Source organism: Ruegeria sp. AM2 (genome assembly GCF_056540685.1).
In genome coordinates this window covers 72,938-86,282 of sequence record NZ_JBQFXE010000009.1, presented here as the reverse complement: position 1 = coordinate 86,282, position 13,345 = coordinate 72,938, and the positions used below count along the sequence as shown (strand labels likewise).

General features: G+C 58.2%; 12 protein-coding genes and 1 tRNA gene. 5 read left to right on the top strand and 8 right to left on the bottom strand.

Annotation, left to right across the window (positions count from 1 at the left end):
• Nucleotides 1-37: 37 nt before the first annotated feature.
• Entirely contained in the window at nucleotides 38-808 is a 771-nt protein-coding gene (locus ACR0CR_RS15665) for a nuclear transport factor 2 family protein (protein ID WP_480600752.1), read from the bottom strand.
• 182 nt (nucleotides 809-990) lie between these two features.
• Between ACR0CR_RS15665 and ACR0CR_RS15660 the strand changes: the two genes are divergently transcribed.
• The gene (locus tag ACR0CR_RS15660; protein ID WP_480600749.1) at nucleotides 991-1,368 is read left to right on the top strand and encodes a winged helix-turn-helix transcriptional regulator; all 378 of its coding nucleotides are present in this window, start codon (nucleotides 991-993) and stop codon (nucleotides 1,366-1,368) included.
• A gap of 29 nt (nucleotides 1,369-1,397) precedes the next feature.
• On the opposite strand, the gene ACR0CR_RS15655 is transcribed toward ACR0CR_RS15660, so the two are convergent.
• Nucleotides 1,398-2,630, bottom strand: coding sequence for an HlyD family secretion protein (locus tag ACR0CR_RS15655; protein ID WP_480600747.1), 1,233 nt, complete (start codon nucleotides 2,628-2,630; stop codon nucleotides 1,398-1,400).
• Nucleotides 2,631-2,633: 3 nt separating this feature from the next.
• Nucleotides 2,634-3,053 carry a hypothetical protein gene (locus ACR0CR_RS15650; RefSeq protein ID WP_480600744.1) on the bottom strand — a complete coding sequence of 140 codons (420 nt, stop codon included), beginning with the start codon at nucleotides 3,051-3,053 and terminating at the stop codon, nucleotides 2,634-2,636.
• A gap of 152 nt (nucleotides 3,054-3,205) precedes the next feature.
• Here ACR0CR_RS15650 and ACR0CR_RS15645 point away from each other — a divergent pair, with 152 nt between their 5' ends.
• Together ACR0CR_RS15645 and ACR0CR_RS15640 are read left to right on the top strand one after the other, a co-directional pair.
• Nucleotides 3,206-4,273 carry an NAD(P)/FAD-dependent oxidoreductase gene (locus ACR0CR_RS15645; RefSeq protein WP_480600741.1) on the top strand — a complete coding sequence of 356 codons (1,068 nt, stop codon included), beginning with the start codon at nucleotides 3,206-3,208 and terminating at the stop codon, nucleotides 4,271-4,273.
• On the top strand, nucleotides 4,270-4,923 hold the full coding sequence (locus ACR0CR_RS15640) for a DUF938 domain-containing protein (RefSeq protein WP_480600739.1): 654 nt from the start codon (nucleotides 4,270-4,272) through the stop codon (nucleotides 4,921-4,923). The genes ACR0CR_RS15645 and ACR0CR_RS15640 overlap by 4 nt, the downstream gene beginning before the upstream one ends.
• A gap of 117 nt (nucleotides 4,924-5,040) precedes the next feature.
• On the opposite strand, the gene ACR0CR_RS15635 is transcribed toward ACR0CR_RS15640, so the two are convergent.
• The 4 genes from ACR0CR_RS15635 to ACR0CR_RS15620 all read right to left on the bottom strand — a co-directional run bounded on the left by ACR0CR_RS15635 (nucleotide 5,041) and on the right by ACR0CR_RS15620 (nucleotide 11,547).
• Entirely contained in the window at nucleotides 5,041-7,548 is a 2,508-nt protein-coding gene (locus ACR0CR_RS15635; protein WP_480600737.1) for a GcvT family protein, read from the bottom strand.
• Between the two features lie 127 nt (nucleotides 7,549-7,675).
• Nucleotides 7,676-9,022 (bottom strand): hypothetical protein, encoded by a 1,347-nt coding sequence (locus tag ACR0CR_RS15630; protein WP_480600735.1) that lies wholly within the window; start codon nucleotides 9,020-9,022, stop codon nucleotides 7,676-7,678.
• Nucleotides 9,023-9,120: 98 nt separating this feature from the next.
• Nucleotides 9,121-10,527 carry an FAD-binding oxidoreductase gene (locus ACR0CR_RS15625; RefSeq protein ID WP_480600733.1) on the bottom strand — a complete coding sequence of 469 codons (1,407 nt, stop codon included), beginning with the start codon at nucleotides 10,525-10,527 and terminating at the stop codon, nucleotides 9,121-9,123.
• Between the two features lie 33 nt (nucleotides 10,528-10,560).
• Nucleotides 10,561-11,547 carry a 2-hydroxyacid dehydrogenase gene (locus ACR0CR_RS15620; protein WP_480600730.1) on the bottom strand — a complete coding sequence of 329 codons (987 nt, stop codon included), beginning with the start codon at nucleotides 11,545-11,547 and terminating at the stop codon, nucleotides 10,561-10,563.
• A 198-nt stretch (nucleotides 11,548-11,745) separates the two neighbouring features.
• Between ACR0CR_RS15620 and ACR0CR_RS15615 the strand changes: the two genes are divergently transcribed.
• On the top strand, nucleotides 11,746-12,207 hold the full coding sequence (locus tag ACR0CR_RS15615) for an SH3 domain-containing protein (protein ID WP_480600957.1): 462 nt from the start codon (nucleotides 11,746-11,748) through the stop codon (nucleotides 12,205-12,207).
• A gap of 178 nt (nucleotides 12,208-12,385) precedes the next feature.
• A tRNA-Gln gene (locus ACR0CR_RS15610) sits at nucleotides 12,386-12,460 on the top strand.
• 102 nt (nucleotides 12,461-12,562) lie between these two features.
• Here the strand turns inward: ACR0CR_RS15610 and ACR0CR_RS15605 are convergent.
• Nucleotides 12,563-13,264, bottom strand: coding sequence for a Crp/Fnr family transcriptional regulator (locus tag ACR0CR_RS15605; RefSeq protein ID WP_480600728.1), 702 nt, complete (start codon nucleotides 13,262-13,264; stop codon nucleotides 12,563-12,565).
• Between the last annotated feature and the right edge of the window lie 81 nt (nucleotides 13,265-13,345).

Sequence of the window (13,345 nt, the reverse complement as noted above, 5' to 3'; positions counted from 1 at the left end):
CAGCGGGCCTTTTTTTGTGGATATGAGCGGGCAGATTTTAGAACTTGCCGTTGTCATGTACCGCCTCTGCCGGGATGGGCGACACCACATCCCAATGTTCGACAATCAAGCCATCTTCGACCCGCCACAGGTCAAAGAATGCATAGGGCGCGCCGCCCATGATCGCCTCCGTTGCGACGAAGACGAAATTGCCCTCGGCCACGGCGAATTGCGGTTCGAACTTGGTGATGACCTGACCTTTTGCGGCAAATGCCTCGATCGCGGCCATCAGCCCGTCTAGCCCGTCATCAATCGAAGGATTGTGCTGCATATAGACTTCGGGGTTCATGTAATTCGTGACATTCTCGGGCGCTTGTCCGGCCAGCACATCGCGCACGAAACCCAGAACAAGCTCTTTATTCTGTTCTGTCTGGTCATGGTCCACGATCTCGACCGCCCCATCGGTCATTCCGCGCCCCGAGGCCGTTGTTGCGGGTACGGGTTGCAAATTGTCCCAATGTTCCGCGACCTTACCATCCTCAACCCGAAAGATATCGAAAGCGGCCAGCTGCGAAGCGCCGAATGCGTCGGCATTGTCATAGGTGTTGTGCAGCACGACCATGTCGCCCTCGGTGATGACCCGGTGGGTGGTGACTGTCATGCCCGATTGCTCGACCAGAGGGATCAGACCCATCAGCCCCTCGGCTCCGGTTGGGATTTGCGGATTATGCTGGACATAGCCAGGCGTCACCATCTGACCGGCGGCCTGCGGGTCGTGTTCAACAAAAGCGGCAGAAAACAGGGCCAGCACGATTTCCTTGGGTGTCATAGGGGATTTCCTTTTTTGATTCGTGTTACTGCAATAGTTAGTATTAATTTCGCACCACATATCAATTACGCACTTTAAACGTATCAGGTTCCCTTGACGATACCGCCTTGTATTTATGACTTTCAAACGCCGCGCATTAGTACTATTGATGAAACTGGTATTTTTTTCGCACTGAGGTCAGCATGCTGCCAATCGGGGTTAACTCAAAAGCCGAAGCATCGGATTGCTCGATCCGATCCATTCTGTCCAACGTGACCGGCAAGTGGCGCATGATCATCATTCTTGCGCTTGAAGATGAACCCAAACGTTTTGGCGAGTTGAAGCGCTGCATCGGGGACGTCACGCAACGCGTGCTGACCGAGAACTTGCGCGGCCTGCAACGCGACGGTTACCTTACGCGCACCGTCGATCCGGGACCTCCGGTCGCCGTATCATATGAACTGACGCCGCTGGGGCGCAGCCTGTTGGACAGGCTCAAGCCGCTGGTGTTCTGGTCACATGAACAGATGGATGAGGTCAGGGCCGCCCGTATGGAATACGAGCGGTCCCAAGGCGGCTGACCCGCTTTACAGACTGACGACTGATCGGCTCAGTGACCGCTCAGAACCAGCGTGTTGACCGGCATCAGGATCAGGCGCAAGCGCAGCCCCGCCGCATGCACGACGCCAATGGTGTCGACCACATGCAAAAAGGACTTTTCCCAAAATCCCAGATCCTCGTGCTCCAGCCGCTCGTGATTGTCGGTGTAGACATTGGCCAGGCAATTACTGCCCGGAGGCACGGCATCCGCCATCCCTTCATAAAGCGGCTCTAGGTAAACAAGAATCGAGCCCGGGACCCTATTGGTCTGCACATCCCGCAATTCGTCCGACGGCCGGATTTGACCGGACGGGATGACGTCCTGCACCTGCACGACAACCACTGGAATGACGGTGAATGGTTTGGTCATGCAACCTAGCTCTCCGATCATGCCGGGTTTGATGACTTGCGCTGACAGTTGATTGAATGCAGCCTGAAATCGGTCACGCCCGGCGGTGGCAGGCACCAGAATACCGGCGGGGCGCAGTAACGGGCTGACATAGTCGCCTACCTGCAGACCAAATTGCTCGACCCGCCCGGTGACGCCTGCGCTGATCACGGTCTTGTCCAACTCGGTCAGGGCCGCGTCCAGCTGGGCGTTCGCGCTGGCAAGCTGTGCCGGGATCAGTTCTTCGATCTGCTGCACGACCGCCGCGCGTTGCGATTGTGCCGCGACCAGCTTGGCTTCTCGCTCGGCAACCAGATTCTCCAGCCGGTCTATCTCGGCCAGCCGCACGGCGCTGGAGCCTTCGTCACGCAGGGTGGTATTGCGTTCAAGGTCTTCAATCGCCTGATCCAACGCAGCCTTGGCGCCAGCGATGCCTGCTTCGGCCTCGGCCAGATCGGTTTGTGCAACTTTCAGCGACGCCTGAACCTGCGCGATCTGCGCATGAGCGGCCTCAACCTGCGCCGTTTGCGTGAAATCCTCGATCCTGAAAATTGGCTGACCCGCGACGACCTGCTGATTGTTGGTTACGTAAACCTCGGACACGCGCCCGCCCAATTGCGGCAAGATCGTTACGGTGCGAAAATAGGAAGCGGCCGTGCTGCTGGACGGGTGGAAGTAAAACAGCGTGGTGATGACCGTCAGCGCCAGAATGGCGCAGGTCGTCAGACCCCAGCGCAGTTCGTACCACATGGTGAACAGGGTGATTTCGTGGCCAATTCGCTTGCCTTGCACGAAACGGCGGAAAAGATAGTCGGGAAGCACCGTGACCAGCGCGCACATCATTGTTTCAAGCATGTCTTAGTGCCCCTGTGGAGTGGGTTCGGAGTCCTGCGCAGTCGCTACTTCGGCGTTCTCGTCTCTGTCGGGCCGTTGTCCCGGTGCAAGTGACCGAACGGCATCTGCGATCGACCGCAACGGGGCGGCAAAGTCCGGGAACTGGAACCCGGCCACCAGAACGGCGGCGACCCAGAATATCCCGTTATGCGTAAACAACGCCAGCAACGCCAAAATCCCAACCAACTGAAACTGAGGGTGGTTTGTCTCGTGCGCCATTTTTTCGGGGATCGAATGCAACGTGAAATAGGCAACCCCGATCAGCACGATCACTCCAACGGTAAAGATTATCATAAAAGTAAGAAGAAAATCACTGCCATCCGCCAAAGTGACGTATGACGGTATATGGCCTGTGGCCATCGGGTGAATATCTGCGGCGTCCACTTCAGTCTCCGAATCCAATAATGATGCACTAAAAGCAGGGTGGCCGCGTTCGATCAAGTTTCCATTCCACAAAGGTCGTGTCTTTTCGTCTCATGAACGGCGTGCAATGCTTGGACCATGAAACGAATTGACCGACCAAAAGGCGCAGCCCGATGATCGACTTTCTGATAATCGGCGGCGGTGTTGCAGGGCTAAGCGCGGGTGCTCATTTGTCCCGGCACGGCCACGTGACGGTGTTGGAGGGTGAGGACGCTCTGGGCTACCACAGCTCTGGCAGATCAGCCGCCCTGTTCGAACAGGATTATGGCCCGCCATCCGTGAAGGCGTTGAGCACCGCCAGCGCTGACCATTTTCACACCGGGCAATACCTTACGCCACGAGGGCTGATGCTGCTTGGTGCCAGTGACCAGCGTGATGTGTTCGATCGGGATTGCGAGGATCTGGGCCTGCGTCACATCACTTTTGACGAAGCCGCGTCACACATTCCGATCTTGAACCCCGAAACCACCCGTTTCGCAGCCTTTGGTGGTGACGCCCGCGATATTGACACTGATCGCGTTCTGCAGGATTTCGCGCGCGCGATCCGTTCGAACGGCGGTTCGGTCCTTGCCCGACAAAAAGTTATCGGAATTCGCAAATCCAAGACATGGATCGTTGAGGCTGCAGATCGCTTTGAGGCGCGCCATATTGTGAATGCCGCCGGCGCATGGGCAGACGAAATCTCACTGATGGCCGGAATTGCTGCGATTGGAATAACACCGCATCGCCGATCAATGGCGCGCATTCCAGCACCTTTGGGCCACGACCTTGCGGAATGGCCAATGATGCTGGGCGCTGGCGAAAGCTGGTACGCAAAACCGGACGCTGGGAAGCTGCTTGTCTCCCCGGCCGAAGCGGACCCGACAACACCGCATGACGCTTACGCAGATGATATGGTCCTTGCCGAAGGGCTTGCCCGATACGAAGAAATGGTCACGGTCCCCGTCACGCGGGTCGAAGCAAATTGGGCCGGACTGCGTAGCTTTGCACCAGATGGCACGTTGGTTTTGGGTCCAGACCCTGTCGACCCGTCCTTCATCTGGTCCGCCGGTCAAGGAGGCTATGGGTTTCAGAGCGCCCCTGCCGCTGGCCGATTGGTTGCTGATCTGGCAACCGGCGCAGTTCCGGTACTGGATCGGGACAGTGTGGCCGCACTCAAACCAGACAGGCTTAGAAAATGACATCCCGCAATCTCCCCCCATCCGCAAGCGTCACAACCGAAGGAGACGGCAACAAGTTGATCGCCCCGGCGGCGACCCGAAACGCGGCTGCTTTGTGCGATCTTCTCAGCCGGGTCGCCCCAGCATCGGGCCGGGCGCTGGAACTGGCCAGCGGCACCGGCCAGCATGTGGCCGAGTTTGCGCGCGTTTTGCCTGACTTACACTGGCAACCCAGCGAGATCGCGCCGGATCGGCGCGCCAGTATCGATGCCTATACCAGCGCAATTCCAAATGTCGCACCCGCCGTTTCGTTGAACGCAACGGCTGGCGGCTGGCACAGCTCTCACGATGCACAGGATTTGATCGTTCTGATCAACCTGCTGCACCTGATCAGTTGGACTGAAGCCCAAACACTTGTGACCGAGGCCTCTCAAGCCCTGAACCCAGATGGGCGTTTGGTTCTTTATGGCCCCTTCATGCGCTCGGGGCACCTGACCAGTGACGGAGACCGTCGATTTCACTACGCCTTGTCCCAGCAAGACCCGGAAATTGGCTACAAAGACGACCAGGATATCCGCGCGTTGTTGGAAACCTGCGACATGGACCTGATTGAGATTTCGGAAATGCCCGCTAACAACTTGGCCTTTGTCGCTCAAAAGCGCCGGGGCTGATCAGCGTCATAGCAGGGCAGCCTAGACACGCTGCCGATGGAAACCAGGCAGGCGGTTCGTAGCAAATGTCGTGGATCGATATGAAAAAGGCCCCGGATGAACCGGGGCCTTTTCTGATCATCCGTCTTTTCGGATAGTTTCGTTCTTCGGATCGTAGGGGCTGTCGCAGGTGACGACGGCATCCCACAGCTTGTCCTGAATCTTGACCTTCAGCTTGGTGCCTTCGACCGCAAGTTCAGGCGTCACATAACCCATGCCTATGGATTTCTCGAACGCCACCGAATAGCCGCCCGAGGTCAGACGACCCACGCGCGCACCTTCCGGCGTGTACAGCGCCTCGCGGCCCCATGGATCGGCATCGTCGGGTCCGTCGATCAGCAGAGTGCAGCACTTCACGCGCACGCCGGTCTCTTCCAGCTTGGCCTTGCCGTGGAAGTCCTTGGACAGATCGACAAAGCGCGGCAGGTCGGCCTCAAGCGGGGTCGCATCGCGACCTAGTTCAGTGCCGAAGGCGCGATAGGATTTCTCCTGACGCAGCCAGTTCTGGGCGCGGGCACCGACCAGCTTCATACCGTGCTTTTCACCAGCTTTTTCCAGCAGGTCGAACAGGTAGTTCTGCATCTCTACGGGGTGGTGCAGTTCCCAGCCCAACTCACCGGTATAGGCCACGCGGATCGCATTCACGGGGCACATGCCCAGTTCGATCTGACGGGCCGATAGCCATGGGAAGCGCTTGTTAGACAATGCGGTTTCCGGATCGGCGTCCTTGATGACCTCTTTCAGAACGTCACGCGACTTGGGTCCGGCGATGGCGAAGACGCCCCACTGAGTGGTCACGTCCTGGATCTCGATGTAACCGAACTCCTCCATCTTGTCCTCGGCCGCCTTGCGCAAGTAGTCGGCGTCGTACTCGGTCCAGGCACCGGCGGAGACGATGTAGTAGTTGTTCTCGCCATTGCGGACGATGGTGTATTCGGTACGGGTGGTGCCATGCGAGGTCAGCGCGTAGGTCAGGTTGATACGGCCGACCTTGGGCAGCTTGTTGCAGGTGAACCAATCCAGGAACTGGGTCGCACCGGGGCCTTTGACGACGTGCTTGGTGAAGGCCGACGCGTCGATCAGGCCAACGCCTTCGCGGATCGCCTTGGCTTCTTCGACGGCGTGTTTCCACCAGCCACCACGGCGGAAGCTGCGGCTTTCCTTGTCGAAGTTATCTGGCGCATCTAGCGGACCGAAATAGTTCGGGCGTTCCCAGCCGTTCACCCAACCGAACTGAGCACCGCGTGCTTTCTGACGGTCATAGGCCGGAACAGTACGCAGCGGACGGCAGGCTTCGCGCTCTTCGTCCGGGTGGTGCAGGATGTAGACGTGCTCATAGCATTCTTCGTTCTTGCGGGCCGCAAACTCGGTGGTCATCCAGTTCGAGGAATAGCGTTTGGGGTCCAGCGAGGCCATGTCGATCTCGGCCTCGCCATCGACCATCATCTGCGCCAGATAATAGCCGGTGCCGCCCGCAGCGGTGATCCCGAACGAAAAGCCCTCGGCCAGCCACATATTGCGCAGGCCCGGAGCTGGGCCAACCAGCGGGTTGCCGTCGGGAGTATAGCAGATCGGGCCATTGAAATCGTCCTTCAGGCCGGATTCGGCGCAGGACGGCACGCGTTCGGCCATCGCCATATACTGATCGGCGATCCGGTCCAGATCCAGGGGGAACAGATCGGCGCGGAAGCTGTCCGGCACGCCATGTTCGAACTGCGCAGGCGCGCCATGTTCGTAGATACCCAGAATCCAGCCGCCGCGTTCCTCACGAGCATAGGATTCATTGTCGGCGTCCCGCACAACGGGGTGCTCGGGGTTGCCTGCTTCGCGCCATTTGACCAGCTCGGGGTCTTTGTCCATGACAATGAACGTATGCTCGACCGGGATCGCAGGCATCTTGATGCCCAGCATCTTGGCGGTGCGTTGCGCATGGTTGCCGCTGGCAGTCACAACGTGTTCGGCAGTGATCACCACCTGCTCATCTGAAGGAACGAGGTTGCCGCCCTTTTCCACCATCTTGGTGCAGGTGACTTCCCAATGGGTGCCGTTCCAGTGGAAGGCGTCGGCCTGCATCTTGCGCACGATATCCACGCCACGCTGGCGGGCGCCCTTGGCCATCGCCTGCGTCACGTCCGCGGGATTAATATAGCCGTCTTCGGTATGGTATATCGCGCCTTTCAGGTCCGACGTCTCGATCAGCGGCCAGCGTTCCTTGATTTGCTCGGGCGTCAGCCATTCATACGCAACTTCGCAGGTCTCGGCGGTCGAGGCATAGAGCATGTATTCGTCCATACGCTCTTGCGTCTGCGCCATGCGAAGGTTGCCGACCACGGCGAAACCCGCATTCAGACCGGTTTCCTCCTCAAGCTGCTTGTAGAAATCGACCGAGTATTTGTGGATGTGGGTCGTCGCATAGGACATGTTGAACAACGGCAGCAGGCCCGCCGCGTGCCATGTGGAACCGGACGTCAGCTCGTCCCGCTCGATCAGCATCACATCGTCCCAGCCTGCCTTGGCCAGATGATAAGCAATCGAGGTGCCGACAGCGCCGCCGCCAACGACCAATGCTTTGACTTGGGTTTTCATAACCGGGCGTCTCCCCTTGGAATCTGTTGACACCATATGGCGCAATTGCCGCGCCCGGCGCGACATTCATCCGACCAGTGATATGAAAAAAACGACCCGCAGCTTGGTGCGGGTCGGAGATTTGCCCTCAGTTACCGTCAACCGAGCAGCGTTTGCCGCTGCCAAATTGTGCGCAGGCTTTGCTTAAGCCGCCCTTGTGTACACGAACTTCGCGCTTTTCCGTGCTCGCCGGGGCCGCCGATGCAGTGTCGGTTTTCTGGAAGAAGGATTTGAAGGTTCCCATCACACCACCCTTGTCGGATTTAGGCGTTGCGGGCGCGTCGCCCTTGAGCTTCGCCATGACCCCCGAGAAAAACCCGCCACCATCCGACTTAACACCGGCATTGGCCTGTTTCACTTCCGCCTCGAACAGATCGGTCAGACCTTTGCGGTATCCGACATTGATCAGATCGGTCGGCGTCGCGATCTTGTTGGCTGTCAGATCAAGCGCATCGTTCGGAAGGCCGTAACGGGCCGCCATCGTGTTGGCCATCAGCGACAGCCCGTCGAGGTTTTGTATACGCATCTGCGCCAACTCTCCGCGCAGCTTCAGGAATTCAGAGCGCAGGTCGGCCATCTTGACCGCCAATTCTTCCTGCGTTGCGGCTTCCACAGTCGTTCCGTTGCCCGCAACCGGAACCGGCAGGTGCAACAGGGCATTCAGACCGTCATAATCCAGTTGTTGCAAAAAGGCGTGGACCTCGTCGACGGGCGCGTCTGACCGTACCAGAATGCGGATTTCCTGGCCGAAACCCAGCGTTCCGGAATAGGTCTCGAAACTGACAGTCTGGCCAGTTTCCGCCAGCGCAGGCTTGATCATCGCCCAATCGTCCCGCGCCCGTTCCGAAACATCGTAGTAGCTGGATTGCATCGCCTTGAAGTATGCAACACCGCCAATCACACCAAAGGCCTGGTACTTCTTGCCCGAAAAGTTAACGGCAGCTATCGACTGGGCAATGTTGCCCGCCAGAGTGTTGGTGTTGGCCGCATTCGTCAGGGTCACATGTAGCCAAATTGTCTGGCCGTCTCTTTCGTAAACCCATGATCTTCTGTCCAGCTTTCTGGCACGCACCGTTGCGTCCTGAACGGCGACCTGAATAGCCAAGGGGCGCGCGGCGTCGCTGGCTTCGGCCTGTTTCTGTCCCGTACGCGCCTCGATCGTGAAATCACCATCTACGATCGCGCGCCGCGTCCACCCTTCGGGTGCTGCGGGAAAATAGGGTTTGGCCCCGGCGCGCCAGCGCTTTTGACGTTCGGCTTCGTCATCCTCGGCCCGGCGTTCGGCATTGACTTGATCAATGCGGTTGCTGATGGTGTCCACGTAGCCGCTGAGCGACAACCGGCCGTCGTGCTTTTTGTCCTGTTGGTAATAGTCCAGACCGATCACAACTATGATTGCGATCAGCGCAAATCCGATAAAGCGCAATGCGTCCATCTATGCCTCGAATATCAATTCTGCTCTTTCAGCGACGCCTAACCTGAAAATGGGGCGCTGTTATGACCGCACCATGGTATCCGCACAACTTTCGGCCTTCACAGCAAGGGAAGAATCTTGCCGGGATTCATGATGTTATCGGGATCCAGAGCGGCCTTGATCGCCGACATATACTGTGTCGCCGCACCAAGTTCTTTCACCAGATAGGGACGTTTGCCCTGCCCGATTCCATGCTCGCCGGTGCAGGTTCCTTCCATTGAGATTGCGAGGTCATTCAGCCAGCCGACAAAACCGTCGGCCTTGGCCACTTCGCCCGCATCCTCCATGTCAATCAGCAGCAGAGTATGAAAGTTGCCGTCGCCGACGTGACCGACCATCGGGGCCAACAGACCAAGCTCTTTGGCCTTTTCCTGTGCAGCGTTTACGCATTCTGCCAGCCGGGATATCGGCACGCAGACATCCGTGGATATCCCGCGCGCGCCGGGGCGCAATTGCAGACTGGCCCAGTACATATCATGCCGCGCCTGCCACAGCTTGTTACGTTCCTCGGTGGTCGAGGTTGCGGCAAAGTCACTGCCTCCGAATTCCTCGGCGATTTGCCCAAACGTTTCGGCCTGCTCTGCTGCTCCGCTTTCCGAGCCGTGGAATTCCAACAACAACAAGGGCGTTTCCGGCAATGTCAGCCCGGAATAGGCGTTGGCGGCCCTGACGGACATCTCATCAAGCAACTCGATCCGGGCGACGGGAATGCCATATTGGATCGTCAACATCACTGCGCGGCACGCCGCATCCACAGTCGGGAACGAACACCGGGCCGAGCTGATTGCCTCGGGGATACCCTGCAGGCGCAGAGTGATCTCGGTGATGATGCCTAACGTTCCTTCGGACCCGATTAACAAACGCGTAAGGTCATATCCGGCTGACGATTTCTTGGCCCGGTGGCCGGTGCGGATAACCTGTCCGTCCGGCATCACGGCCTCAAGGCTGAGGATGTTGTCCTTCATGGTGCCGTATCGGACGGCATTCGTGCCCGAGGCCCGCGTCGCGGCCATCCCGCCCAATGAGGCGTTGGCCCCCGGATCAATGGGAAAGAACAGGCCCTGATCGCGCAGATGCGTGTTCAACTGCTCTCGCGTCACACCCGGTTGGACAACGCAATCGAGATCGTTCGCATTGACGGCCAGAACCTTGTCCATCTGAGTGAGATCGACCGAAATGCCCCCGGCCGGAGCGTTGACGTGCCCTTCAAGCGACGTGCCTGTGCCAAACGGAATGACGGGCACTTTGTGCGCGGCACAGGTCTTGACGATATCAGCAACCTCGTCGGTGGATTGCGGAAAGACCACCGCATCCGGGTGCTGGTTTTCTATCCATGTGGTCGTATGACCATGCTGTTCGCGAATGGCCGCACCGGTTTGCAGGCGATCACCAAAGCGTTGTTTCAGGATGCCGATTGCCGTCTCAATCCCGGCCTCATTGCGCGGCAGGGCGGTTGCCTTCACCATGATCTCTCCTCTTCCCTAACGGCTGACCGCAGCTCACAGCATCGCGGGAACGACCTGATCAGGCGGGCGGTGGCCGTCTTCGAAGGTCTTGATATTAATGATGACTTTCTCACCCATTTCGATCCGACCCTCCAGGGTGGCGGACCCCATATGCGGCAGCAAAACGACATTTGGCAGTTGCCTCAGGCGCGGGTTCACATCTGTCCCATGCTCGTAGACGTCCAGTCCCGCCCCGGCGATTTCATTGGACCGGATCATGCGAGTCAGCGCATTCTCGTCCACAACCTCTCCACGCGAGGTGTTCACGATCACCGCCGACGGCTTCATCAGTTTCAACCGACGCGCGTTCATCAGATGGAATGTCGAAGGCGTCGACGGGCAATGAACCGAGATCACGTCCATCCGCGCAACCATCTGGTCCAGGCTTTCCCAATAAGTCGCCTCAAGCTCTTTTTCGATCTCCGGGCGGAGCCTACGGCGATTGTGGTAATGCACCTGCATGCCAAAGGCACTGGCGCGCTTTGCGACGGCCTGCCCGATCCGCCCCATCCCCAGAATACCCAACCTGCGCCCCCCAACACGACCGCCCAACAAGGCCGTCGGGGCCCATCCACCCCAGTCGCCTTTTTGCATCAGGCTGAGGCCCTCGGGGATGCGGCGCGTGACGGCCAATATCAATGCCATCGTCATGTCGGCGGTATCGTCGGTCAGCACACCTGGCGTATTGGAAACCAGAATTCCCCGCTGTCGCGCAGTCGAGACATCGATATTGTCCACCCCAGCCCCGTAATTGGCGATCAAGCGCAGGTTCTCGCCTGCCTGACCAAGAATGCCACCGTCAATTGTGTCGGTAATGGTGGGAACAAGCACATCCGCGTCCTTTACGGCTGCGGTCAACTCCTCACGCGTCATCGGTGCTTCGGTGTCGCGCAGACGGACATCGAACAACTCGCTCAACCGGGTCTCCACCGCTTCGGGCAACCGTCGCGTAACGACAACACTCAGACGATCTCTTGGCACCTCGGCTCTCCTACTGCTTTGCAATCAGTCGCGCGCCATGGCATCGTGGCGCAGGATTACAGCGGGCACAAGAACCCCCAGAGCTCAGACTCAACCTTTTTTTGAAATACGATCGACAAGCATAAGAGCAGGCAGGCAGTGAGTGCGATTTTTTCGGTGAAACGCCCCTTTGCGGCGCTGATTGCAGCGTTCCTCGTCATGACCAGCGTTTTATCCGCGAACGCCGAAGTCATCCGGGGCCAAGTCACCAATCTGCCCCTGCCCCGCTATGTTTCGATGAAAGCCGCCGAAGGAAATGTGCGCCGTGGTCCTTCGTTGACGCATCGAATCGACTGGGTGTTCAAACGGCGCGGCATGCCCCTGCAAATCACCGCCGAATACGGCAACTGGCGCAAGGTACAAGACCGCGACGGAGCCGGTGGCTGGGTGCACTACGCGTTGCTGTCCGGGGTCCGCACCGTTCTGATCGAATCCGATATGCTGCCCATCTATGCCTCGCCAGACACCAACGCGCAGATCAACGCACATTTCGAAGCCGGAGTGGTGGCCCGGCTGGGCACTTGCACGCCGGATTGGTGCCGTGTTTCCGCAGGCGGCTACAAAGGCTGGACGCTGAAATCCAACCTTTGGGGGGTAGATGCCTCAGAAATCCGAGAGTGACTTGGGCTTAGCCGACCCAAACACTGTCGGCAGTGTCCCAGCAGCCCACGAATTCGCGCGCCAAAATCTGATCGGGCAAAGCGTTCTGACGATTTAAGTCAAATTTCAGAATGGCAGATTTTTTGTAGAAAAAGCCCTTGAACCCGGAAACCAACAGTCGTAGACAGCCGCTCACCGTTGGGGTGTAGCCAAGTGGTAAGGCAGCGGTTTTTGGTACCGTGTATCGTAGGTTCGAATCCTACCACCCCAGCCATTTTTCCAAGTGAACACGTGAATGCTACGGTTTGCAATCGATCAGGCATTCCTGTGCCGATTTTGGCACAGCAGCCCTGATCTTCACTTAGCGCTGGCCCGCTCACACAAGTTTTGTTTCTGATGGGTCGCTCTCGACATAGTCGCGCAGGGTTTCAATGTCAGCGATTTCGGCGTGATTGCGATTGATTTTGACACCAACGGATTTCAGTCGCGAAAACGCACGGCTCAGGCTTTCGGGCTTCATCCCCAGACGCCCCGCGATCAGCATCTTGTCATAAGGCAATTCCACATCACACTGTCCCGCCTGCGGGTTACACAAACCCAGCAGAAACTCGGCCACCCGTTGCGCCCCGGTCTGCGCCTTGAGCTGTTCCAATTGTGCGACCAGCGAATGCAGATGAGTGAACGTCGCCGCAAGGATCGAGATTCCGATCTGCGCGTCTTCCTTCATGAGCGAGATCAGAACCGGACTGGGGATGTGCATCACGTCGCAGGCCGAAACCGCCTCGGCCGAGACCGGATATGGCACTTTGCGAAGCGCCACAGCTTCGCCAAAACTGTCGCCGCGGGTAAAGACGCTGACGACCGCCTCGGCCCCGCTTGGCGTCACGCGGAACAGTTTGACCCAACCTTCCAGAACAACGTGGATCGCCTGAGCAACTTCCTCTTGCAGGAAGATGGTCTCACCTCGATCATATTGACGCCAAATTGCGTGACTTAAAAGTGTATCGACATGTTGATCCGGCAAGCTGCGCAACAGCAATGACTGCCGGGCGACAGCCTTTTGCGCTTCATGGGGCATGAAGGTGCATCTCCTTTGTTCAACCGGTGTTTCATCCGGTGGGCGCAGCCCTGTCCGCAACCTACGACAAAGCGATCAAAA